At 63.1% G+C, this 24,014-nt stretch carries 23 protein-coding genes; 1 reads left to right on the top strand and 22 read right to left on the bottom strand.

Annotated features, from left to right (window positions below):
- Positions 1–36: 36 nt before the first annotated feature.
- The 18 genes from BMX85_RS27060 to BMX85_RS26975 form a co-directional block, all read right to left on the bottom strand.
- Positions 37–3,393 carry a transglutaminase family protein gene (locus BMX85_RS27060; RefSeq protein WP_090326379.1) on the bottom strand — a complete coding sequence of 1,119 codons (3,357 nt, stop codon included), beginning with the start codon at positions 3,391–3,393 and terminating at the stop codon, positions 37–39.
- 380 nt (positions 3,394–3,773) lie between these two features.
- Entirely contained in the window at positions 3,774–5,381 is a 1,608-nt protein-coding gene (locus BMX85_RS27055) for an alkaline phosphatase D family protein (protein WP_090326375.1), read from the bottom strand.
- A 90-nt stretch (positions 5,382–5,471) separates the two neighbouring features.
- Positions 5,472–6,245 carry an enoyl-CoA hydratase gene (locus tag BMX85_RS27050; RefSeq protein ID WP_090326372.1) on the bottom strand — a complete coding sequence of 258 codons (774 nt, stop codon included), beginning with the start codon at positions 6,243–6,245 and terminating at the stop codon, positions 5,472–5,474.
- Positions 6,246–6,319: 74 nt separating this feature from the next.
- The gene (locus tag BMX85_RS27045; protein WP_090326369.1) at positions 6,320–7,516 is read right to left on the bottom strand and encodes an acetyl-CoA C-acyltransferase; all 1,197 of its coding nucleotides are present in this window, start codon (positions 7,514–7,516) and stop codon (positions 6,320–6,322) included.
- 32 nt (positions 7,517–7,548) lie between these two features.
- Positions 7,549–9,948, bottom strand: a complete 2,400-nt coding sequence (locus tag BMX85_RS27040) for a 3-hydroxyacyl-CoA dehydrogenase/enoyl-CoA hydratase family protein (protein WP_090326361.1) — start codon at positions 9,946–9,948, stop codon at positions 7,549–7,551.
- Positions 9,949–9,964: 16 nt separating this feature from the next.
- Positions 9,965–11,755, bottom strand: coding sequence for an acyl-CoA dehydrogenase C-terminal domain-containing protein (locus BMX85_RS27035; protein ID WP_090326358.1), 1,791 nt, complete (start codon positions 11,753–11,755; stop codon positions 9,965–9,967).
- A gap of 57 nt (positions 11,756–11,812) precedes the next feature.
- Positions 11,813–12,415, bottom strand: a complete 603-nt coding sequence (locus BMX85_RS27030; RefSeq protein ID WP_090326353.1) for a TetR/AcrR family transcriptional regulator — start codon at positions 12,413–12,415, stop codon at positions 11,813–11,815.
- Between the two features lie 234 nt (positions 12,416–12,649).
- The gene (locus tag BMX85_RS27025) at positions 12,650–13,024 is read right to left on the bottom strand and encodes an RNA-binding S4 domain-containing protein (protein WP_090326349.1); all 375 of its coding nucleotides are present in this window, start codon (positions 13,022–13,024) and stop codon (positions 12,650–12,652) included.
- Entirely contained in the window at positions 13,021–14,184 is a 1,164-nt protein-coding gene (clsB, locus tag BMX85_RS27020) for a cardiolipin synthase ClsB (protein WP_090326345.1), read from the bottom strand. The genes BMX85_RS27025 and clsB overlap by 4 nt, the downstream gene beginning before the upstream one ends.
- A 6-nt stretch (positions 14,185–14,190) precedes the next feature.
- Positions 14,191–15,018 carry an endonuclease/exonuclease/phosphatase family protein gene (locus BMX85_RS27015; protein ID WP_090326341.1) on the bottom strand — a complete coding sequence of 276 codons (828 nt, stop codon included), beginning with the start codon at positions 15,016–15,018 and terminating at the stop codon, positions 14,191–14,193.
- A gap of 73 nt (positions 15,019–15,091) precedes the next feature.
- Positions 15,092–15,361 carry a DUF2442 domain-containing protein gene (locus BMX85_RS27010; protein WP_090326338.1) on the bottom strand — a complete coding sequence of 90 codons (270 nt, stop codon included), beginning with the start codon at positions 15,359–15,361 and terminating at the stop codon, positions 15,092–15,094.
- Positions 15,354–15,599, bottom strand: coding sequence for a DUF4160 domain-containing protein (locus BMX85_RS27005; protein ID WP_090326333.1), 246 nt, complete (start codon positions 15,597–15,599; stop codon positions 15,354–15,356). The genes BMX85_RS27010 and BMX85_RS27005 overlap by 8 nt, the downstream gene beginning before the upstream one ends.
- A 75-nt stretch (positions 15,600–15,674) precedes the next feature.
- Complete coding sequence (locus BMX85_RS27000; RefSeq protein WP_090326328.1) at positions 15,675–15,953, bottom strand: DUF2442 domain-containing protein; 279 nt, start codon at positions 15,951–15,953, stop codon at positions 15,675–15,677.
- Positions 15,931–16,170 (bottom strand): DUF4160 domain-containing protein, encoded by a 240-nt coding sequence (locus BMX85_RS26995; protein WP_090326322.1) that lies wholly within the window; start codon positions 16,168–16,170, stop codon positions 15,931–15,933. Before BMX85_RS26995 ends, BMX85_RS27000 begins: the two co-directional genes overlap by 23 nt.
- 73 nt (positions 16,171–16,243) lie before the next feature.
- Positions 16,244–16,705: a dihydroneopterin triphosphate diphosphatase gene (nudB, locus tag BMX85_RS26990; protein ID WP_090326318.1), complete on the bottom strand. Its 462-nt coding sequence runs from the start codon at positions 16,703–16,705 to the stop codon at positions 16,244–16,246.
- Positions 16,706–16,771: 66 nt separating this feature from the next.
- Positions 16,772–18,571 carry an aspartate--tRNA ligase gene (gene aspS / locus BMX85_RS26985; protein WP_177196893.1) on the bottom strand — a complete coding sequence of 600 codons (1,800 nt, stop codon included), beginning with the start codon at positions 18,569–18,571 and terminating at the stop codon, positions 16,772–16,774.
- Positions 18,572–18,647: 76 nt separating this feature from the next.
- Positions 18,648–19,268: a DUF502 domain-containing protein gene (locus BMX85_RS26980; RefSeq protein WP_090326309.1), complete on the bottom strand. Its 621-nt coding sequence runs from the start codon at positions 19,266–19,268 to the stop codon at positions 18,648–18,650.
- 69 nt (positions 19,269–19,337) lie between these two features.
- Entirely contained in the window at positions 19,338–19,640 is a 303-nt protein-coding gene (locus tag BMX85_RS26975) for an FmdB family zinc ribbon protein (protein ID WP_090326305.1), read from the bottom strand.
- 249 nt (positions 19,641–19,889) lie between these two features.
- Between BMX85_RS26975 and BMX85_RS26970 the strand changes: the two genes are divergently transcribed.
- Positions 19,890–20,087, top strand: coding sequence for a hypothetical protein (locus tag BMX85_RS26970; protein WP_090326299.1), 198 nt, complete (start codon positions 19,890–19,892; stop codon positions 20,085–20,087).
- A 63-nt stretch (positions 20,088–20,150) separates the two neighbouring features.
- On the opposite strand, the gene BMX85_RS26965 is transcribed toward BMX85_RS26970, so the two are convergent.
- From BMX85_RS26965 to BMX85_RS26950, 4 genes are all read right to left on the bottom strand, one after another.
- A complete protein-coding gene (locus BMX85_RS26965) occupies positions 20,151–20,747 on the bottom strand; it encodes a class I SAM-dependent methyltransferase (protein ID WP_090326294.1) in 597 nt (198 codons plus the stop codon).
- A gap of 2 nt (positions 20,748–20,749) precedes the next feature.
- Positions 20,750–22,318 carry a ubiquinone biosynthesis regulatory protein kinase UbiB gene (gene ubiB, locus BMX85_RS26960; protein ID WP_090326290.1) on the bottom strand — a complete coding sequence of 523 codons (1,569 nt, stop codon included), beginning with the start codon at positions 22,316–22,318 and terminating at the stop codon, positions 20,750–20,752.
- Positions 22,315–22,938, bottom strand: coding sequence for a ubiquinone biosynthesis accessory factor UbiJ (locus BMX85_RS26955; RefSeq protein ID WP_090326286.1), 624 nt, complete (start codon positions 22,936–22,938; stop codon positions 22,315–22,317). The genes ubiB and BMX85_RS26955 overlap by 4 nt, the downstream gene beginning before the upstream one ends.
- 100 nt (positions 22,939–23,038) lie before the next feature.
- Positions 23,039–24,004, bottom strand: coding sequence for a Tim44 domain-containing protein (locus BMX85_RS26950; RefSeq protein ID WP_090327040.1), 966 nt, complete (start codon positions 24,002–24,004; stop codon positions 23,039–23,041).
- Positions 24,005–24,014: the final 10 nt, after the last annotated feature.

Here is a 24,014-nt window from a genome sequence, read left to right as displayed (position 1 = left end):
GATCGGTTTTTCTTCTAATTTTTCTCTATAGTGCGCTCAATCGGGCTGCCAGCGCAAATCGAGCGTCATCGGCAGGCTCGGATTCAGTGCTTCCTTGTACACATACATCTGCCCCGGGGTGTGGCCGTGCGCCCAAAAACGGGCGAAGCGGCGCGCCTCGGCGGCGTTGGCGTTGATCGGCGAGCTATCCTCGCTGCGGCCACCCGGGTGCACCACATGGTAGGTGCAGCCGCCGATGGCGCGTCCGCTCCACGTGTCGACCAGGTCGAACACCAGCGGCGCCTGGATCTTGATGCTCGGGTGCAGCGCCGACCACGGGCTCCACGCGCGGAAGCGCACGCCGGCCACGTATTCGCCCGGCACGCCGGTCGGATGCAGCGGCAGCATGCGGCCGTTGCAGGCGACCACGTGGCGGCCGTCGGTCAGGCCGCGCACCAGCAGCTGCATGCGCTCGACCGACGAATCGACGTAGCGCGCGGTGCCGCCGCCGGTCATTTCCTCGCCCAGGACGTTCCATGGCTCGATCGCCTGGCGCAGCTCCATCTCCACGCCCTCGTACACCACGGTGCCGAAGCGCGGGAAGCGGAACTCGATGAACGGATCGAACCAGTGCTCCTCGAACTGGTAGCCGGCGGCGCGCAGATCGCGCGCGACGTCGCGGATATCCTGCGCCACGAAGTGCGGCAGCATCCAGCGGTCGTGCAGCGCCGTGCCCCAGTGAACCAGCTTGGCCTGGTAGGGCTGGCGCCAGAAACGCGCGACCAAGGCCCGCAGCAACAGCATCTGCAGAAGGCTCATACGCTCGTGCGGCGGCATCTCGAAGGCACGGAATTCTACCAGACCGAGACGGCCGGTCGGCCCGTCGGGGGAATACAGCTTGTCGATCGAGAACTCGGAACGGTGCGTGTTGCCGGTCAAATCGACCAGCAGATTGCGCAGCAGGCGGTCGACCATCCACGGCTTGTCGCCTTCGTGGAGGGTCGGCAGCACCTTGTCCATTTGCTGGAAGGCGATCGCCAGTTCGTACAGGTTGTCGTCACGCGCCTCGTCCACGCGCGGCGCCTGGCTGGTCGGGCCGATGAAGGTGCCGGAGAACAGGTACGACAGCGCCGGGTGGTTCTGCCAGTAGGTGATCAGGCTTTTGAGCAGGTCCGGACGGCGCAGCATCGGGCTGTCGGCGACCGTGGCGCCGCCCAGGGTGGCGTGGTTGCCGCCGCCGGTGCCGGTGTGGCGGCCGTCGTTCATGAATTTCTCGGTGCCGAGGCGGGTCTTGCGCGCCTCTTCGTACAAGGTGGTCATGTTATGCACCAGCTCTTTCCAGCTGGCCGCCGGCTGCACGTTGACTTCGATGACGCCGGGGTCCGGCGTTACGCTCAGGAGCTTGACGCGTGGATCGCGCGGCGGCTGGTAGCCTTCGAGCCACAGCTTCATGTTCAGATGGGCGGCGGTGGTTTCGATCGCCGTCACCAGCGCCAGGTAGTCCTCGATGCGTTTGAGCGGCGGCATGAACACGTGCAGGCGGCCGCCGCGCACTTCGACGCACAGCGCGGTGTGGATCACCTCGCGCGGAGCGGGCGCCGGATCGACTTTTTTGGCGGCCGATTTGCGGGCGGCCAGGTCAACCTCGGCGTGGGACGGCACGCCGTCGCCTTTCGCCGCCGGCGCCAGCGGACCGCGCGGCTCGAACGGATCGCGGTCGAATTCCGGCTCCTCGTCCTCCGGCTGGACCCACGGCAACGCGTTGAGCGGCAGGCGCAGGCCGAGCGGCGATTCGCCCTCGATCAGGTACAGGTGCTCGCGCTTGAGCGGCCAGGCCGACGTGCGCCAGGTGGTCGGCACGGCGATCGACAGGCGCGCCTTGGCGTCCTCGGTCAGTTCCTCGGGTTTGAGCGGCAGCACGTAGCCGGCCACCGCGCCCAGGCCGTTTTCCAGAAGGCGCGCGAGGCGGCGGCGCTCCTCCGAAGACTTCAGGTCTGCCTTGAGCGGATCGAGGTTGAGCGGCAGGTTTTCCTCGCGGCGCGCTTGCAGCAGCACGTCCTCGTAGGCGGGAATCGGGCTGTCTGCCGGCAGGCCGAGGGTGCTGACCAGCGCCTCGGTGAAGCGTTTGGCGTGGTCGGCGCCATAGCCGTCGGCCTTCTTCTCGTCGGAGAACAGCGCCTTGTTGCGCCAGATCGGCTGGCCGTCGGTGCGCCAGAAGATGTTCAGCGCCCAGCGTGGCAACGGCTCGCCCGGATACCATTTGCCCTGGCCGTAATGCAGCATGCCGCCGGGGGCGAAGTGGTTCTTCAGGCGCAGCATCAATTCGCCGGCCAGCTCGCGCTTCTTGTCGCCGTGCGCGAGGGTGTTCCATTCGGCGCCGTCCATGTCGTCGATCGAGACGAAGGTCGGCTCGCCGCCCTGGGTCAGGCGCACGTCCATCGCTTGCAGGTCGTGGTCGACCTGCTGGCCGAGGGCGTCGATCTTGTGCCAGTCGGCGTCGGCGTAGGGTTTGGTCACGCGCGGGTCTTCGTGGATGCGCGTCACGGTCATCACGTGGTGGAATTCCACTTCGGCGACGTCGGTGAAGCCGCTGACCGGCGCGGCCGACGACGGGATCGCGGTACACGCCAGCGGGATGTGGCCCTCGCCGGCCAGCATGCCGGAGGTCGGATCGAGACCGATCCATCCGGCGCCCGGGATGTACACCTCGGCCCAGGCGTGCAGGTCGGTGAAGTCGACGTCGGTGCCGCTCGGGCCGTCGAGCGCCTGCTGGTCGGCCTTCAATTGAATCAGGTAGCCGGAAACGAAACGCGCCGCCAGCCCCATGCCGCGCAGGATCTGCACCAGCAGCCAGCCGCTGTCGCGGCACGAGCCGGAGCGCATTTCCAACGTCTCGGCGGGGGTCTGCACGCCGGGCTCCATGCGCACCAGATAGCCGATATCGCCCTGCAGGCGCTGATTGATGGCGACCAGGAAGTCGTTCGTCATCAAGTCTTTTTTGAGGATCTCGCGGCGCGCCATGGCGATCCACTCGACCACCTCGGGATCTTCCTCGAAGTGCAGATAGGAACCCAATTCGAGCTTGAGCGCCTCCGGATAGGCGAACGGGAAGTGCTGTGCGTAGTCCTCAAGGAAGAAGTCGAACGGGTTGATGACCGTCATGTCGGCAATCAGGTCGACGGTGAAGTCGAGCTCCTTGGTCGCCTCCGGGAACACGGCGCGGCCGATGTAGTTGCCGTATGGATCTTGCTGCCAGTTCAAGAAGTGCTGCGCCGGGGTGATGCTCAGCGAATACGACAGGATCGGCGTGCGGGCGTGCGGCGCCGGGCGCAGGCGCACCTCGTGCGGTGAAAGCGTGACCAAACGGTCGAATTTGTAGCTGGTTTTATGGTGCAGGGCGACACGGATGGCCATTCGGTAGTGCCTTTCGGTAAGTATTGCACGGGACGAAGGCAGCAATACTGCCGAGGCGCCGGAGATATTCTATTGTCTTGATGATAAAGCAGGATCCGTACCCGCCGCGTAGGTATTCAACGGATCGTTCCGGAAGATGTTGGCAATGCGTTCACTTGCGTTAGGTCAGTCATAGTAGCTGAAAACGCGTGAAATCCCGGTACCCGACATGAAACGGGCCATTATCGATCTTTATCCCGTTTGGGATAACGTTATCGAAGCCGGGATAAGGGGGATAAAAGGGGATAAAAGGGAATAAAGCAGGATAAAGATAGTGGAAGGCGCCAGACCACACCATAGTCCGACGCCCACTGATGGAATGAACGTTACCCGGCTACGCCCTACGCACCCGCCGCCGGCAGCGTCTGTGCGAACTGCGAAACGCCGTCGAGGTTGAACAGTTCGACCTTCATCGCCTTGGTCTGCGGGTCGATATTGACTTCACCAAAGAACTGGTAGCCGGCAAACGGCGAGGAATTCTGGATCAGCGGGCTTTTCGAGAATACCGCAGTGGGGCCGAAGGTTTTGTCGAGCACGCCCGGGCCGAAGGTGCCGGCGTTCATCGGTCCGGCGACGAATTCCCAGAATGGGGAAAAGTTGGTGAACTTGGCCTGGGCGGGATCGTAATAGTGGGCGGCGCAATAGTGGACGTCGGTGGTGATCCAGACCACGTTGCGGACCGCCTTGATACTGCTGAGCAGGCGGGCCATTTCCAGTTCGCGGCCCAGTGGCAGGCCGTCGTTGCCGTTGGCGAGCGCTTCCCACAACGCGTCGCCCTGGGCGTTCTTGCCGTCGCCGACGTTCAGGCCGATGGGCATGTCGGCGGAGATGACTTTCCATGTCGCGGTCGACGCTTTCAGGCCGGCGATCAGCCATTCCACCTGCTCGCGCCCCATGAATGCCGAACTGGCGTCCTCGGCGGTTTGCAGGTTGGTGCTGTTCGGACCACGGTAGCTGCGCATGTCCACGACGAACACGTCCAGCAGCGGGCCGTGCGAGATGGTGCGGTAAATGCGCTGCGGTTCGCTTTGCTTGTAATAGCGCATGGGCGCATATTCGAGGAAGGCGCGGCGGCCGCGCGCGGTGAGGGTCGCGATGCTTTTTTCGGTATAGCGCGCATCGGCCGACAAATCCTTGGAGGCGCTGTAGTTGTTCGTCACTTCGTGATCGTCCCACTGCCAGACCTGCGGCACCTGGGCGGCGAACTTGCGGAAGTTCGCGTCCATCATATTGTAGGCATGGCGGCCACGGTACTCCTTCAGCGTTTCCGCGACCTTGCTGACTTCTTCCGTGACCAGGTTGCGCCAGACCTTGCCGTTTTCGGCCGTCACCTGGGCCAGGATCGGGCCGTCGGCATAAATCGTGTCGCCGTTATGGACGAAGAAGTCCGGGTCGCGCAGCCGCATCGCTTCATAGATTTTCATGCCGCCGAATTCGGTGTTGATGCCCCAGCCCTGGCCGCACTGATCGCCGCTCCAGTGAAAGCGCACCGCCCGTGTGCCATCGGCGGCCGGCGTGGTCCTGAATTGGCCGGTGACGGTTTCGCTTTCGATTTTCGAATTGTTGGGATCCACATAGCGCACGCGCACGAAGACCGTTTGTCCGGCGGGCAAGCCGCTCATGTCGACGCGGGTGGTGAAATCGGTGGCGTCGCTGGCAGTTGGGCCGACGATGCGGCTGGCGTTGCTGAAACGGTCGTTGGTGTCGTATTCGACGATCATCTGCGCGTTGCGGTCGCTCCGGCTCCAGATGATCGCCCGGTTGTCCGTAATGTCGCCGAACTGTATCCCCGACGGCATCTTGGGCCGCTCGTTCTCGCTGACACCGATGGCGATGGCGGTGCCGCTGCCGCCGCAGCCGCCAAGCAGCAGCGGGCCGCCCAATGCCGAACTGCCGACCAATGCCCCACCCTGGGCCAGGAAACTGCGACGCGAAATCGATGAAGTCATGCTTGCTCCGATCATTTAAGAGCGGACAAGCTTAGTTTTCTAATATGACACGACGATGAAATCGTCAACAGAACGGCCCTGGGTGCGGAATCAGGCGAACTGGCTGAAATCCGGCTTGCGCTTCTGGAAGAACGCCGTGAACGCCTCCTTGGCTTCCGGCGCCGTCAGCATCGCGCTGAACAGCTTGTTCTCGGCGGTGATGGTTTCGCTGACCAGGGCATTGCGGCTGGCTTTCATCAGCTGCTTGGTGGCGCGGATCGAGCTGGCCGGCAAGGCCACCAGCTTGGCCGCCTGGCCTTGCGCGAACGCCAGCAACTCGGCGGCCGGCAGCACGCGCGAGACCAGCCCCATTTCCAACGCCTCTTGGGCGAGGAACGCTTCGCCCAGCATCAGCTTTTCGGCCGCGCGCGGGTAGCCGGCGATTTGCGTCAGCAGCACGCTGGAGGCGAACTCCGGGCACAGGCCCAGCTGCGAGAACGGCATCGAGAACTTGGCGGTGTCGGCGGCGTACACCAGGTCGCAGTGCATCAGCAACGTGGTGCCGATGCCGACGGCGGCGCCGGCCACGGCGGCCACCACCGGCTTGGTCGCGCCGGTCAACGCCATCATGAACTTGTACACCGAACGGTCTTCGATGGCGCCGGTCGATGGCGCGGTTTTCATGAAGTCTTCCAGATCGTTGCCGGCGGTAAAGATCTCCGGCTTGCCGACGATCAGGATGGCGCGCACGGCGGTGTCTTGCTCCGCTTCGTTGATCGCATCGGCCATTGTCTGGTACATCGCGGCGGTAATCGCGTTCTTGCGTTCCGGACGGTTGAATTCCAGCGTCAATACGCCGTTTTCCTTGCTGCTCAAAATATCCATGCTATCTCCATATGACAAGGGCGCCGTGGTTGACCCGCAGCGCCCTCTTTTGATTACGTGCTTATGCGCGCGATTTATACACGTTCGATGATACCGGCCGCGCCCATGCCGGCGCCGACGCACATCGTCACCATGCCGTACTTGAGGTTGTTACGGCGCAGCGCGTGCACGACGGTCGCGGCGCGGATGGCGCCGGTCGCGCCCAGCGGGTGGCCCAGGGCGATCGCGCCGCCCATCGGGTTGACCTTGGCCGGATCGAGGCCCAGGTCGCCGATGACGGCCAGCGCCTGCGCGGCGAACGCTTCGTTCAGCTCGATCCAGTCCAGCTGGTCCTGGGTGATGCCGGCGGCCTTGCAGGCGTCGGGAATCGCGAACTTCGGACCGATGCCCATGATTTCCGGCGGCACGCCCTTGACGGCGAACGACGAGAACTTGGCCAGCGGCGTCAGGTTGTGCTCGCGCAGAAATTTCTCCGACACGACCAGCAGCGCGCCGGCGCCGTCGGACATCTGCGAGCTGTTCGCTGCGGTGACCGAACCCTTGGCGGCGAAGACCGGCTTCAGCTTGGCCAGCGATTCCATCGTCGAGTCGGCGCGCGCGCCTTCGTCGGTGTCGACGGTGCGGGTCTTGATCTTGATCTCGCCGGTCGCCAGGTCCGGCGTGCGGGTGATGATCTCGACCGGCGTGGTCTCGTCCTTGAAGAAACCGGCCTGCTGCGCGGCGATGGCGCGGCGGTGCGATTCGACGGCGAACGCGTCCTGCGCTTCGCGCGACACTTTCCACTGCGTCGCCACTTTCTCGGCGGTCAGACCCATGCCGTAGGCCATGCCGACGTTTTCGTCGGTGAACATGTTCAGGTTCATCGATGGATGGTGGCCCATCATCGGCACCATCGACATCGATTCGACGCCGCCGGCGATCATGGCGTCGGCTTCACCGACGCGGATGCGGTCGGCGGCCATGGCCAGCGCCGTGATGCCCGAGGCGCAGTAGCGGTTGATGGTGACGCCGCCGACGGTCTTCGGCAGGCCGGCCAGCAGCACCGATTGACGGGCGATGTTGAAGCCCTGCTCCGCTTCCGGGAACGAGCAGCCGATGATGGCGTCGGTGATCAGGGCCGGGTCCAGGCCGGGCGCCTGCGCCAGCGCCGATTGCAGCACGCGCACCAGCAGGTCGTCCGGGCGGGTCTTGTTGAACATGCCGCGCGGCGCCTTGCCGATCGGGGTGCGGGTGGCGGAGACGATGTATGCGTCTTGAATTTGTTTGCTCATTATGTTCTTCCTGTTCAGTGTCGGTCGGCGGCTTAGTTGCGGACCGGCTTACCGGTTTGCATCATGCCCATGATCCGCTCTTGCGTCTTCGGATGGTTCAGCAGTTCCAGGAAGGCTTTACGCTCCATGTCCAGAATCCACTGCTCGCTGACGAACGAACCCTGGTCGATGTCGCCGCCCGAGACGATCTCGGCGATCATGTCGCCCAGCTTGAAGTCGTGCGCGGAGATGAAGCCGCCGTCGCGCATGTTGACCAGTTGCGCCTTGATGGTCCCCCAGCCGTAGCGGCCGGTGACCTGGATCGGCGTCTTCAGCGGCGGACGATAACCCTTGTCGAACATGGCGCGCGCTTCAACCTTGGCCACGTGCAGCAGCTCGTAAGGATTGAAGACGATCACGTCGTCCTCCTTCAGGTAGCCCATCGCCTGCGCTTCGAGCGCCGACTTCGACACGTTGGCCGTGGCCGCGTTGGTGAAACCGGTTTTCAGGAATTGCAGGATGTCGTTGCCTTTGGCTTCCTTGAAGGCGCGCAGTGCCGCTTCCTTCAGGCCGCCGCCGGCCGGGATCAAGCCGACGCCCACTTCGACCAGGCCGATGTACGACTCGATCGAGGCCACGCGCTTGGACGCGTGCAGCGCCATTTCGCAGCCGCCGCCCAGCGCCAGCCCGGCCACCGCAGCCACCACCGGCACGTTCGAGTATTTCATCGCCATGAAGGTGTCTTGCAGTTCCTTGATGATCGGGTCGACCGCCTTGGCGCCGCCTTGCATGAACGCAGGCAATGCCGATTGCAGGTCGGCGCCGGCCGAGAAGGCGCCGCCTTCGGCCGCGTCGCTATTCCAGATGACCAGGCCCTTGAAGTTCTTCTCGGCTTCGGCCAATGCCTTGCGGTAGCCGGCGATGACGCCAGGGCTGATCACATGCATCTTGGTCTTGAGCGAGATGATCAGCACGTCGTCGCCGGTGTGCCACAGGCGCACGTCGTCGTCTTCATGCACGGTGGTGCCGGCTTTCTTGCCGTCGGCCTCGCCGCTGCCGAACACCGGCGCGCGGAACACCTGGCGGTCGTAGACCGACAGCGTCGAGCGCGGCACGAACGATTTCGACACGGCCGAGTACGAACCTTCCGGCGTGTGCACGCCGCCTTTTTCAGCGACCGGGCCTTCGAACACCCAGGCCGGCAGCGGCGCGTTGCACAGCGCGTTGCCGGCGTCGATGTCTTCCTTGACCCACTGGGCGACCTGCGTCCAGCCGGCCGCCTGCCACGTCTCGAACGGGCCGGCGGTCCAGCCGAAGCCCCAGCGCATGGCGAAGTCGATGTCGCGCGCGTTGTCGGCGACGGTGTCGAGGTGCACGGCGATGTAGTGGAAGGCGTCGCGGAAGATCGCCCACAGGAACTGGCCCTGTGGATTGGTCGATTCGCGCAGCGCTTTCATTTTCTTGACCGGATCTTTTTCCTTCAGGATGCGGGCGATGATGTCGGCGGCCTTGCCGCCGCCGGCGACGTACTCACCGGTGGCGAAGTCGAGGCGCTGGATGTCCTTGCCGACTTTTTTATAGAAACCGGCGCCGGACTTTTGGCCCAGGGCGCCTTTTTCAACCAGTTTCGCCAATACTTCCGGCGTCTTGTAGACGGCGGCGAAGGGGTCGTTCGGCAGGTTGTCCTGCATCGTTTTGATCACATGGCCCATCGTGTCCAGGCCCACCACGTCGGCGGTGCGGAAGGTGCCCGACTTGGCGCGGCCCAGCTTGGCGCCGGTCAGGTCGTCGACCACGTCCACGCTCAGGCCGAACTTCTCGGCTTCGTGCACGATCGCGAGGATGCCGAACACGCCGACGCGGTTGGCGATGAAGTTAGGCGTATCTTTCGCACGAACCACGCCCTTGCCCAGGGTGGTGGTGAGGAAACCTTCCAGCTGGTCGGCGATTTCCGGCTTGGTGAACTCGGTCGGGATGATTTCGACCAGGTGCATGTAGCGCGGCGGGTTGAAGAAGTGCACGCCGCAGTAGCGCGATTTCAGGTCGGCGTCGAAGCCTTCGGACAGCTTGGTGATCGACAGGCCCGAGGTGTTCGAGGCGAAGATGGCGTTGGCGCCGATGTGCGGAGCGACCTTCTTGTACAGGTCGTGCTTCCAGTCCATGCGCTCGGCGATGGCTTCGATGATCAGGTCGCACTCGGCCAGCTTGGCCAGGTCGTCCTCGTAGTTGGCCACTTCGATCAGCGCGGCGTGGTCCTTGTTGCCCAGCGGCGCAGGCGACAGTTTCTTCAGGTTCTCGATGGCTTTCAGAACGATACCGTTCTTCGGGCCTTCCTTGGCCGGCAGGTCGAACAGCACGACGGGCACTTTGGCGTTGACGCAGTGGGCGGCGATTTGCGCGCCCATCACGCCGGCGCCCAGCACGGCTACTTTTTTAACGATGAAATTGGTCATGTCGTTTCCTCTAGTCTTAGAACAGGTCGGCGTCGAGTGCCATCAGGTTGGCGGAGCCCGAACGTGCCTGGCGGATCAGGGTTGCGGTTTCAGGCTGCAGGCGGGCGAAGTAGAAGCGCGCGGTCGCCAGCTTGGCCTTGTAGAAATTGTCGCCGCTGTCTTCCTTGGCCAGCGCGATCTTCGCCATCTGCGCGAAGAAATAGCTGTATACCATATGGCCGACAACACGCAGGTACGGTACGCAGGCGGCGCCCACTTCGTCCGGATTCTGGAAGGCTTTCATGCCGATTTCCATGGTCAGCTTGGTGACCTTGTCGCCCAGGTCGCCCAGCGGAGTGATGAATTCGCTCATCGCTTCGTCGGTGCCGTTGTCTTCGACGAATGCCTTGATCTTCTCGCCGAACTTGCGCAGCTTGGCGCCGTTGTCGCCCAGGATCTTACGACCCAGCAGGTCGAGCGACTGGATGGTGTTGGTGCCTTCGTAGATCAGGTTGATGCGGGCGTCGCGCACGTACTGCTCCATGCCCCATTCCGAGATGTAGCCGTGGCCGCCGAACACTTGCATCGCTTCCGAGGTGGCGATCCAGGCGTTGTCGGTGATGAAGGCCTTGACGATCGGGGTCAGCAGCGCGACTTCGTCGGCCGCTTCCTTGCGCACTTCTTCGTCCGGATGGTGCAGTTCGCGGTCGATCTGCAGCGCCACATAGGAAGTGAAGGCGCGCGCGCCCTCGGCGTAGGCCTTGCCGGTCAACAGCATGCGGCGCACGTCCGGGTGCACGATGATGCGGTCGGCCGGCAGTTCCGGATTCTTCACGCCCGACAGCGAACGCATTTGCGTGCGGTCCTTGGCGTAGATCAGCGCGTTCTGGTAAGCCACTTCGGTCAGGCCCAGCGACTGCATGCCGACGCCCAGGCGGGCCGCGTTCATGAACACGAACATGGCGTTCAGCCCCTTGTTCGGCTGGCCGATGATCCAGCCCTTGGCGCCGTCCAGGTTCATCTGGCAGGTCGAGTTGCCGTGGATGCCCATTTTTTCTTCGATGGCGCCGCAGGTGATCGGGTTGCGTTCGCCGACCGAGCCGTCTTCCTTCGGCAGGAACTTCGGCACCAGGAACAGCGAGATGCCTTTCGAGCCTTCCGGCGCGTCCGGCACGCGGGCCAGCACCAGGTGCAGGATGTTTTCAGCCATGTCGTGCTCGCCGGCCGAGATGAAGATCTTGTTGCCGGTGATCAGCCACGAGCCGTCGGCCTGCGGCAGCGCCTTCGAGCGCAGCATGCCCAGGTCGGTGCCGCAGTGCGGCTCGGTCAGGCACATGGTGCCGGTCCACTCGCCCGAGACCAGCTTCGGCAGGTAGGTTTTCTTTTGCTCGTCGGTGCCGTGTTCCTTCAGGCACTCGTAGGCGCCGTGCGACAGGCCCGGGTACATGGTCCAGGCCTGGTTGGCCGAGTTCAGCATTTCGTAGAACGAGTTGTTCAGCAGCACCGGCAGGCCCTGGCCGCCGTACTCAGGATCGCACGCCAGCGCGGCCCAGCCGCCGTCGACGTATTGCTTGTACGCTTCCTTGAAGCCTTTCGGCGTCGTCACGGAGTGGGTCGCGGCGTCGTGCTTGCAGCCTTCGCGGTCGCCCGAATGGTTCAGCGGGAACAGCACTTCCGACGTGAACTTGCCACCCTCTTCCAGCACCTGGTTGATGATGTCGGCATCGATTTCGGCGTAGTCCGGCAGTGCCTTCAATTCTTCTTGCACATTGAGCAGCTCGTGCAGCACGAATTGCATATCCCGGATTGGCGCGACGTATTGACCCATGTTTTTTCTCCTGATGACTACTTAAATTAGTTTAAATGCGTTGACTTGATGACTTGCTTAATGAGGTACTTCTGCATTGCGGTAGGATTCGATCAAGCGCTCGAAGCCGACGCCGGCGCGCTCCAGGCTGCCCGGAATGCGCAGGAAGCGCGCATCGTGGTGCAGGGCCAGGATCAGGCCGTACATCTCGTAGACCAGCTGCTGCGGATCGGTGTCCGCTTGCAGGTCGCCGCAGTCGACGGCCTGCTTCACGCAGCGCAGCAACGCGCCCTGCCAGGCGCCGACCATCGCCATCAACTCCTCGCGGATCGGCCCCGGACGGTCGTCGTACTCGACCGCGCCGCTGATGTAGATGCAGCCCGAGGCCACCTCCACGCTGACACGCTTGACCCAGCGCGCGAACATCGAACGCAGACGCTGCAAACCGCGCGGTTCCTTGACGCTGGGGAAAAACACTTCCTGCTCAAAACGGTGGTGATACAGCTTCAGCACTTCCAACTGCAAATCTTCACGCGATCCGAAGTGCGCGAACACGCCGGATTTGCTCATGTTCATCTTATCCGCGAGCAATCCAATGGTCAGCCCTTCGAGGCCGTCCCGGCTGGCCAGGTCCAGCGCCACATCCAGGATGGCCGCGCGAGTCAGCTCGCCCTTGCGCATAAATTTAGTTGAGGTATTAATAACTTGCATCCCAAGGTGTAGTTACATGGAGAAAAGAACATTTTGCTCCACTTCGTTTACTCCGTGTGAAAAAATTGCGAACGCTCGTACTATTATCCACCGGGGGATAAAAGTCAAACAGTACATTTAGAGGTGGGAGTCTATTGCTGCGGTGCGGCAATACAGCATGGAGGGAGGGAATGCGGCAAGCCGCTCACGGGCGTTCGACGCCCGTTATGAAAGCTTCCCCATTTGACGGCGGTCGCGCTTGGTGGGACGGCCCTTGAAATCGGCCGTCGGCTCGCGGAACATCTTGCGGTTCTCGGCCACGTTGGCGCGCCGCTCGACGCTCTCGTCGGTTTCCTCATACAGATTGCGGGCGATCGGCGCCGCCTGCCGCACGTCGGACAGGTTCATCACATCGATCTCCCAGCGGTCGGAGCCGTTGTCGATGTCCAGCTTGTCGCCGATGCGCACGGTGCGCGCCGGCTTGACCTTGTCGCCGTTGACCTTGACCTTGCCGGCGTCCACCGCGTCCGTGGCCAGCGAGCGCGTCTTGAAAAAGCGCGCCGCCCACAGCCATTTATCCAGTCTGACACTATCGCTCAAGCGTATTTCCCCACGGAGAACAACCGCATCACGGTCCGGTAGAATACGAACGCGATTTCGTAACCGATGCGTCGGAAGCGGCCGACGTGCTCGAAGTCGGCATAGCTGATGACCACGCCGTCGGCGACGGCCGCCTCGATGTGCCGGCGCAGGTTCTGCGCGAAGGCCGCATCCTTGATGATCACGTTCGCTTCCTGATTCAAAAACAGGCTCAAGCCGTCGACATTGCTCGAACCCACGGTCGCCCAGTCGTCGTCGATGACGGCCACCTTGGCGTGCAACTGGGTTTTGTGATATTCCACCACTTTGACGCCGGCCGCAAGCAGCTTCGGATAGAACGAGTGCGCCACCGCGTCCTGCAGCCAGATCTCGCCGACGCCGATCAGCAACACCACCTCGACGCCGCGCTCGGCGGCGGCGGCCAGCGCGTGGCGGAATTTGCGCCCCGGCGCGAAATACGGATTGGCCAGCAGCACGGTCTTGCGCGCGCGGCCCAGCGCCTGCAGGTAGGCGCGCTGTATCGTCCGGCGGTTGCGCAGGTTGTCGCGCACCACGAAGCCGGCGTGCACCATGTTGGCGGCGGCGATCTTGTTGACCTTGCGCGCGTCGCGGTACAGGCTGATACGCTTCATCAGGCCCATCTTGCCCAGGCGCTGCCACTGGGTGTGCGCCTCCAGGTGGATCGCCCCCACCAGCGGGCCGCGCACCTGCACCGCGAAGTCCCAGCGCGGCGCCGACAGGCTGATCGCGTGGTTGTAGTCGCAGAACATGTCGTCGTTGATATTGATGCCGCCGACCAGCGCGACCTCCCGGTCGACCACGCAGATCTTGCGGTGGGTGCGCGTGATGCCGCGCTTGAACCACGGATTGAAGATGCGGTGGTGGACGCCGGCCGCTTCCAGCTTCTCGTGCATGCAGTTGACCTTGCGCCGGCCGGTGCCCCACCAGTCGGTGATCATGCGCACGTCGACGCCGCGCCTGGCGGCGGCGGACAAGGCGTCCATGACTTTCTGGCCGGTGTCGTCGTCGGCGAAAATGTAGGTCTCGAAATAGACTTCGTACTGGGCCGCGTCGATCGCGCCGATCAACGCCGGGAAATACTCGGTGCCGGTGTACAGCAGCGTGACTTCGTTATCGGCGAGCAGTTTGACCGAGCCCATGGTGCCCTACCCCAGCGACAACGACGCCACGATGGGCGCGTGGTCGGACAGCTTGGCCCACAGGCTGCCATGCATGACCTCGGCCGATTCGACCTTGAAGCCGCGCACGTAGATGCGGTCGAGCCGGAAGAATGGCAGCGCCGCCGGGAAGGTGCGCGCCGGGCTGATGGTGGCCTTCATGCTGGCCTTGCGGCGCAGGGTGCGCATGATGCCGTCCAGCGACGCGTTCGTGCCGAGTTCATCGAAGGCCTCGACCACGCCCAGCGCGTTGCGCAGCTCGGCGCTGAGGGTGTTGCGCCAGTCGTTGAAGTCGCCGGCGATGATGACCGGTTCGCCGTTCGGCGCCGATTCGCGCACGGCCGAGATCAGCGCCTGCGTCTGCCGGCGCCGGCCCGCCTCGAACAGCCCCAGGTGCACCACGTAGCAGTGCACCAGGCCGTGCTCGGTATTCAGCACGCAGTGCAGGATGCCGCGCTGCTCGTAGGCATGGTCGGAGACGTCGTGGTTGGCCATGTTGGCGATGGGGAAAGCGCTCAGCAGCGCGTTGCCGTGGTGGCCGTGGTCGTAGACCGCGTTCATGCCGTAGGCCGCGTGCAGGTGGCGCGACTCGCCCGCGAAATATTCATGTTGCGCCGCAGCGGGCCAGTGCTTCTGACCCAGCTGCTCGGCGCCATACTTGGCCGCCTTGAGGTCATGCTTGCCTTGAACCTCTTGCAAAAAAACCACATCGGCATTGAACAGGCCGATCGCCTGTTTTAGCGCCAGCACACGCGGCTCGGCGCGGATGGAGGACACTCCCTTGTGAATATTGTAGGTGGCAACTCGGATTTTCATACGGAACATTCTAACCCCGAGTGCGCCTCCACGTGTGTTCGGCTACGCACACAGCGATCCGCGCAAGAAGCGGTCAACCAAACCTGGTGTTCGATGTCGGTCGCCGAATCGTGGTGTCGCCGTGTCCCCTCAACAAATGTTCAACACTGATATCTTCGTCGAGCGCTTCCCAGTGCAGACCCTGGCCACCACCGCTCAATACATAGTCTTCGCGTTGTAACGGAGTGGCTTGAGAAAGTCGCGGAAAAAAGTTGAGCGGCACCCCCAGCGTACGACCGTCGACGAGGTGCACCCACATATTATTCTGATCAAAAGAGAGTTTTTTTGCACGCGCTTCAATCATCAAAATACTCCTTCCACATATCGATGAAATAGTCTCGATGTTCAGCCACGAAGCGCACGAGTTCACGCATGGTCTTGGCGGGAATCCCAGAGGAGTGGGCGGCCGTCACCTCCGGTTCGATCCAAATCTTGGCGAGGCCTCCTTGTCCTTGCACGTGGACGTGAACAGGCTCACGGGGCAACCCTTCGTTCGAGAAAAAGAAGAACTTATACCCTTTGTAGCGCAAGATGGCAGGCATGGCAAGCGGCAGGTGGATAGCGATCCATGATACTAGGACGGGATCGCAGACCTACGCTTGAGCCGATACAATACCTTAATAGGTATCGGCTTCTGGAGATGATGGAGCTGCTGAAGAGAAACCGCGCAACATCGCACTGACGCTGAGATCTTCATCGAACCGCGCCCAGTGCAGCGCGTCGCCGGCACCGATGATTTCCCATTCGTCCAGTTGCGCCGAGGTCGCGCTCGCCAAGCTGGGATACCATGCCAGCGGCGTGCTGATGCGCCGCCCGTCCATCAGCCCGACCACCAGCGACTGGTCCTCGAACACCACGGTCTTGATGCGCTCGTCAGGCGTCTTCAAAGTAATCATTCCAGATCCTTAGAAAATCGAGCCGGTACTCGACGATGATGCGGACGATCTCGCGCACTTCAAGCGCGCTGAAGCCGACGTTGCGCACCACCGTCGCGCTCTCGATCCAGAACTTGGCCGACTTGCGGTCCTTGTCCACATGCAGGTGCGGCGGCTCACCCGTGACCTGGCTGTGAAAATAAAAACGGTAACCCCTGAGCCGCAACAGCGTCGCCACAACATCCTCCGGAACATGCTCCGAATGCCAAAGTATGCGCGGCACAGTCTGCCACTATTTGATGCGGCACAATCTAGCTAAACTGCTTCGGAAGCTGCTGGGGAAGTTGCAGAATCGCTTCCGCATTGGAGAAAGAAAAACATTTATCGGCCGCTTCCAGGTGCGGCATCCAAGCATGATTGAGGTGCTCGCGCGGGCTGAGCGTGATGGCGATATCGCGCGGCACTTCCACGCTGAACACGTGCTCGGTGTTTTCCGTCACGCCAGGCGCGTAGCGGTGGCGCCAGACCGGATAGATGGTGTAGATGTTGGACAGGTGCCAGTCGCGCAGCACGATGCGCTCGCCGTCGGCGACGATGCCGGTTTCCTCGAACAATTCGCGCGCGGCCGTCTCCAGCAACGGCTCGTCGACGGCGTCGAGCGAACCGGTCACCGATTGCCAGTAGCCCGGCTTGTCGGCGCGTTCGATCAGCAGCACTTGCAGGTCGGCGGTGTGGATCACCACCAGCACGGATTCGGGTATCTTGTATGGCATGAGGTCGGGACCAAAGAAAAAGGCGCCACGTGTGAACGTTGGCGCCTCTTCATTATGCCAGATGAATTAGCTGGCGACTTTCGGCTCGACGGCACGCAGACGGATGTGCAGTTCCTTCAACTGCTTCTCGTCCACTTCCGACGGCGCCTGGGTCAGCAGATCCTGCGCGCGCTGGGTTTTCGGGAAGGCGATCACGTCGCGGATCGAATCGGACTTGGTCATCAGGGTGACGATGCGGTCCAGGCCGAACGCCAGGCCGCCATGCGGCGGCGCGCCGTATTGCAGCGCGTCGAGCAGGAAGCCGAACTTCAGGCGCGCTTCGTCGGCGTCGATCTTCAATGCGCGGAACACTTTCGACTGCACTTCCTCGCGGTGGATACGGATCGAACCGCCACCGAGTTCCCAACCGTTCAAGACCATGTCGTAGGCCTTGGCGATGCAGGCGCCCGGATTGGTTTCCAGCATGTCCTCGTGGCCGTCCTTCGGCGCCGTGAACGGGTGGTGGGTCGCGGTCCAGCGGTCGTTTTCCTCGTCGTGTTCGAACATCGGGAAGTCGACCACCCACAGCGGCGACCAAACGTCGTCGAACAGGCCGGCGTTCTTGCCGAACTCGCTGTGGCCGATCTTCACGCGCAGCGCGCCGATGGCGTCGTTGACGACCTTGGCCTTGTCGGCGCCGAAGAAGATCAGGTCGCCGTCTTCGGCGCCGGTCATCTCGATCACTTTGGCCAGGGCGGCGTCGTGCAGGTTCTTGACGATCGGCGATTGCAGGCCGTCGCGGCCCTTGGCTTTCTCGTTGACCTTGATGTAGGCCAGGCCGCGCGCGCCGTAGATGGCGACGAACTGGGTGTAGGCGTCGATTTCCGAACGCGGCATTTCGGCGCCCTTCGGCACGCGCAGGCCGACCACACGGCCGTTAGGCATGTTGGCGGCGCCCGAGAAGACCTTGAAGTCGACGTCCTTCATCACTTCGGTCAGGTCGGTGAACGACAGCTTGACGCGCATGTCCGGCTTGTCCGAGCCGTATTTGCCCATCGCTTCCGAGAAGTCCATCACCGGGAACGGGTTCGGCAGGTCGACGTCCATCGTGTTCTTGAAGACGATGCGGATCATTTCCTCGAACAGATCGCGGATTTCCTGTTCGGTCAGGAACGACGTTTCGCAGTCGATCTGGGTGAATTCAGGCTGGCGGTCGGCGCGCAAGTCTTCGTCGCGGAAGCACTTGGTGATCTGGTAGTAACGGTCGAAGTTGGCCACCATCAGCAGCTGCTTGAACAGCTGCGGCGACTGCGGCAGCGCGAAGAAGCTGCCGGCGTTGACGCGCGACGGCACCAGGTAGTCGCGCGCGCCTTCCGGGGTCGACTTGGTCAGCATCGGCGTTTCGATATCGATGAAGCCCAGGTTGTCGAGGTACTTGCGCACTTCCATCGTCACCTTGTAGCGCAGGCGCAGGTTGTTCTGCATCTGCGGACGGCGCAAGTCCAGCACGCGGTGGGTCAGGCGGGTGGTCTCGGACAGGTTGTCGTCGTCCAGCTGGAACGGCACGGCCACCGAAGGGTTCAGCACTTCCAGTTGCGAGCACACGACTTCGATCTTGCCCGACTTCAGGTTGGCGTTGACGGTGCCGGCCAGGCGGTCCTTGACCACGCCGGTCACGCGCAGGCAGAACTCGTTGCGGACGTGTTCGGCGGCCTTGAAGACTTCGGCCTGTTCCGGATTGCAAACGATCTGTACCAGGCCTTCGCGGTCGCGCAGGTCGATGAAGATCACGCCGCCGTGGTCGCGGCGACGATGTACCCAGCCGCACAGGCTGACGGTTTGGCCAAGCAGCGCTTCAGTGGTGAGGCCGCAGTAGTGAGTACGCATTGAGGACATGTTATTTCTCGGTTCAGGTTAGATTGCTCGTGAATTCGGTGTGAAGCGTGTTCTTGGGTGCTGCTGTTTATTTGCTGACGACTGCGATGGCTTGCGGCACGCTTTCCGGCGCCACCACGCCCATCGAGACGATGTACTTCAGGGCCGCGTCGACCGACATGTCGAGTTCGACCACATCCTTGCGCGCCAGCATCAGGAAAAAGCCCGACGTCGGATTCGGCGTGGTCGGCACGTAGACGCTGACGTAGTCGCCCACCAGGTGGTTCTTGACGTCGCCGCCGGGGGTGCCGGTGAGGAAGGCGATGGTATACGAGTTCTGGTGCGGATACGGGATCAGCACCGCCTTGCGGAAGGCGTTGCCCGACGACGAGAACAAGGTGTCCGACACTTGCTTGACGCTGGAATACAGCGAGTTCACCAGCGGGATGCGCTTGAGCAGCTTTTCCCACATGCGCACCACGTAGTTGCCGACCAGATTATTGGTCAGCAAGCCGGTCAGGAACACGATCACGATCGTCAACAGCGTGCCCAGGCCGGGAATATTGACGCCGAACAGCGCCTTCGGCTGCCAGCGCGCCGGCACGAACAGCAGCGACTGGTCCATCGTGTTGATGATCAGGCTCAGGACCCAGGCGGTAATCGCCAGCGGCACCAGGATCAGCAGACCGGTAATGAAATATTTACGCATTAAAGACTCTTATATGGGTGCTCATGTGGGTGGAATGACGCACGGCAGCGGCCCGGCCGCTGCCGTCGTTCAGGCCGTTCCCGTGCCGCTCGCCGGCTTGGGCGTGCTGGCAGCCGCGTCCGCCTTGGGCGCGTCGGCCTTGGCCGCACCGTCCACCGGACCGGTGGACACGCCCGTCGCCGGCGGCGTGCCGCCACGGAAATCGGTGGCGTACCAGCCGGTACCCTTCAGCTGGAAACCAGCGGCGGTCAATTGTTTCTTAAACGACTCCTTGCCGCACGACAGGCAAACAGTCAGCTGCGGGTCGGAAATCTTCTGCAAGACATCCTTGGCAAAACCACATGCCTCGCAGCGGTAAGCGTAGATCGGCATCTATTACTCCGCAAAAATCATCAAAACCCTGAATTATAAAGCTTTTTACCGGGCGCTAGCCTGTTTCCTGTCGCCAAGTCCGGATGGCGGCCCGCAGGCTATCGATTCCATTAAAAGAATTCACTCGTAAATTGTTGGCGAGCATGATTAAATGGCGGCCTCAAGCGTTGATTTCCCAATCCCCGAATCGCCGCCTCGATGCTGTCCCGACTGTCGACGCACCGTATTCATCACCGATTGGGAAATATTATGAAGAAATATCTGTTTGCCGGCCTGCTGGCCACCACGCTGCTCTCCCCCGCCTTCGCGCAAGGCAAATATGCCGCCGAATCACCGGAACAACCGCTTCCCCGCCGCACCGTTGTCGCCAGTATGGCACTGCTGATTGTGCTGGGCTTGGCGAAGCGGCGGCTGACGCGGCCATCTAAAACACGTATGGCGGATTAAACGGAACGCCGTAATCGGCCATCGTTGTCCTGCCGGCCACCGCGGACAGGACAACGCGGATTTTCAGGCTCGCCGGCGCCAGACCATCCAGCGCTCCTTGCCGTCGAAGACGGGGATGGAGTCGCCTACAGGTTGGTCGGTGATGCATTCGAAATCCTGCTGCAGCAACGCGTCCAACTGCTCGCGGGCGATGCCGAACGGCGGCCCCTTGGGGGCGTCATCAAAGAAGAAATATCCGGCCAGCAGCGCGCCGGCGGGCAACAATGCCGCCCAGCGCGCCGCCACCCTGGGCCACATCGCGCGCGGCATGGCGCACAGGAAGGCGCGCTCGTAAATGAGCTGCAATGGCCGCGCGGGCTGCCAGGCAAAGAAATCCGCCTCGACGACGCGCTCCGCATGCCCGCCAACGGCGCGCTTGCCGGCCTGCACCGCCTGCGGCGAAAAATCGATGGCCGTCGCATCCCACCCCGCCTCGGCCAACAACGCCAGCTCGTAGGCCGAGCCGCAACCCGGGATCAACGTGACCAGCGGCGCGCTGGCGGCGACAAAGTCGCGCAGCGCCAGCGGCACGCCGCCGCGATCCCACGGCGTGAAGCTGCGCGCGAAGCGTTCATCCCAGAACGCCGGCGACAGCGGATCGCGCTGCTGGAAGTCGGCCATGATCAGAGCAGGTGGTGCCAGCGCAGGTACAGCTGGAAGCCGGCCACGCCCAGCCCGAACGCGCCGGCGAAGTAGATCACAAAGCTGAGCAACCGGTTGGTGCGCTGCTGTTCGTGGATCAGCACTTTGATCAGTTCGCCGTTATCGGCCGGCTGCTCGCCCTGCTGCTCCAGCGCCCGGTGAATCAAGCGCGGCAGCTGCGGCAGGATCTGCGTGTAGCGCGGCGCCTCGGCCTTCAACCGCTGCAGCAAGCCCTGCCAGCCGACCTGCTCGGCCATCCAGTTCTCCAGATACGGCTTGGCGGTCTTCCACAGGTCGAGGTCGGGGTCGAGCTGGCGGCCCAGGCCTTCGATGTTGAGCAGCGTCTTTTGCAGCAGCACCAGTTGCGGCTGCACTTCGACATTGAAGCGGCGCGAGGTCTGGAACAGCCGCAGCAGGATCTGGCCGAAGGAGATGTCCTTCAGCGGACGGTCGAAGATCGGTTCGCAGCAGGCGCGCACGGCCGACTCGAGTTCGTCGACGCGGGTTTCCTTCGGCGCCCATCCCGATTCGATGTGGGCCTCGGCCACGCGCTTGTAGTCGCGGCGGAAGAAGGCCAGGAAGTTTTGCGACAGGTAATCCTTGTCGTAGTCGTTGAGCGTGCCGACGATGCCGAAGTCGAGCGCGATGTAGCGGCCCAGGGTTTCCGGTTCGATCGACACCAGGATATTCCCCGGGTGCATGTCGGCGTGGAAAAAGCCGTCGCGGAACACTTGCGTGAAGAAGATCTCGACGCCGTCGCTGGACAGTTTTTTCAGGTCCACGCCGGCCGCTTCGAGCTTGTCGATCTGCGACACCGGCAGCCCGTGCATGCGCTCCATCACGATCACGCTGTTGGAACAATAGTCCCAGTACATCTCCGGCACCATCAGCAGCTTGGAGTCGGCGAAGTTGCGGCGCAGCTGGCTGGCGTTGGCCGCCTCGCGCATCAGGTCGAGCTCGTCGTGCAGGTATTTGTCGAACTCGGCGACGACTTCCTTCGGCTTCAGGCGCTTGCTGTCGGCCCACACGCGGCCGACCCACTCGGCGGCGATGTGCATCAGCGCGACATCCTCGTCAATCGATTTCTTCATGCCGGGACGCAGCACCTTGACCGCGACCTGCTTGCCGTCCTTCAAGGTGGCGAAGTGCACCTGCGCGATCGACGCCGACGCCACCGGCGTGCGCTCGAACGAGGCGAACAGCTGGTCCGGGTGGGCGCCCAGCGATTTGCGGATCTGCGCGATGGCCAGGTCGGAATCGAACGGCGGCACCCGGTCCTGCAGGCGCGACAGCTCGATCACCAGGTCGGCCGGTATCAGGTCGCTGCGGGTCGACAGCACCTGGCCGAACTTGACGAAGATCGGCCCCAGGTCCTCGAGCGCCATGCGCAGGCGCACGCCGCGCGGGGCGGAGATGTCGCGCCAGAAAATGATCGTGTCGATGAGCTTGGCGGTACGCGGCACTTTGAGGCCGGAAATGGCGATTTCGTCGAGACCGTAACGAATGGCGACCCGCAGGATCTTCAGCAGGCGTAAAAATTTCAAAATCATTGGGTTCCCAGTTTCTGTTCCAGTTTGGCCAGGCGCTTGGCGGCCCGTTCCACGTCGTCGCGCAGGCGCACCACGTCGGCCGAGAATTCCTCCACCGCCTGCGGGCGCACCAGCACCTGTTTTTCATCGAGCAGGAACTCGGCGACGTTTTCGGCCAGCTTCTGGTGGCCCGTCTTGACCGCCTCGAACGCGGCCCTGGCACCCGACACCATGCGCACCGCCGCCACCGGGCCGACCACTTTTTCCAAATCGACCTCCGCTTCCCAGCGCAGCGACGTGCTCAGGCTGGAGATGGCGTTGGCGAAATCGGCGTCGCCCTCGATGCGCACGTACGAGAACGCGCGCTCGCGGTTTTGCGCGATCAGCGGCAGGTCCGGCAGCTTGACCCTGATGGTAACCCGGGCCGGCTCATCCGCCGGTGCGGGCTCGAACAAACCGTCGGCGGTCACGCGCAGGCGCAGCGCGACGGTGCCGGCGTCGATGCAGGCGACCTTGCCGGCGTGGCGCCGCAACTGCTCGCGCGCCCACGGCTCCTGCGCCAGCAGATGGTTGACGGCCGCGCTTGCCGGCGCGGCGGCGGATAACAGGGCGGATAAGTGACTGAAGTTCAGTGGGGTCATCGGTAGGTCGTCGCTCAACAAGTTCTTTACGCCGGAAAAACAAAACCGCCCGGAAAGCGGGCGGTCTCGATCTTACCAGTTCGCCGGGATTTCCCGGTGATTACGCCAACTGTTGAATACCAGCAAGCAACCAGCCCGAAGCGCCGGACACCGGCTTGGTCAGGTTCCACACCTCGTTGAACGGCTCGGCCAGCGCGTCGGGCGCGGGCTTGATCATGCCGACGAACTTGACGCTGGCGAGGTACTCGGTCTCGCTCGTCTCGATGCCCAGCAGCTCGGCGTCGATGCTGACGACGTCGGTGTAATCCTTTTGCGCGCCGCGCTCGTTGATTTGCAATTTCATTTCAGCAAATACTTCAGGCGTGGTGAACTCGCGGATGTCGGCGGTGTCGCCCTTGTCCCACGCCGCTTGCAGGCGGATGAAGTTGCTTTTGGCCACGCGCAGGAACGACACGGCGTCGAAGTCGCCCGGCACGCCCCACGGGGTGTGCGGCACCGGCGCGGCTTGCACCGGCTGGTATTGCTGCTCAGGCAGGCGCGAACCGATTTCCGGCGTGCCGCCGGCTTGCGGGGCGTAGGCCTTGTTGTAGCCGTTGTCGTAGGCGTTGTTGTTACCGCTGCCATTGAAGTTGCCGCCGAAATTACCACCTGCCGCCGGCGCCACGGTCGGTTGCGACTTGCGGCGGAACATGCGGAAGATGAAGTACGCGGCGCCGGCCAGCAACGCCAGCATCAGCAACGTGCTCAGGATCGACGCCATCGCGCCGCCGATGCCCAGGTGCGAGAACAAAGCGCCCAGGCCCAGGCCCAGCAGCGCGCCGCCGAGGATGCCTTTCCACATGCTGGGGCGCTTGGCCGGCATGGCGTTCGGCGCGTTCGGGGCAGGCGCCGGGGCGGCCTGGCGCGGCGCCGGCGTCGGCGCGGCGGCCGGCGGCATGCGGTTGACGTTTTGCGACTGGCGGCCGATCGAACGGTTGCCGCCGGCGGGACGCGCGGTCGCCTCGGCCAGCATCGTGAAGGCGGACAGCGCGACAATCGCGCTGATCATCAATTTTTTCATGTTCATGGTCATTCCT

It is taken from the genome of Duganella sp. CF517, from assembly GCF_900110275.1.
Lineage (GTDB): Bacteria > Pseudomonadota > Gammaproteobacteria > Burkholderiales > Burkholderiaceae_D > Rugamonas.
This window is presented reverse-complemented; position numbering and strand designations above follow the sequence as displayed.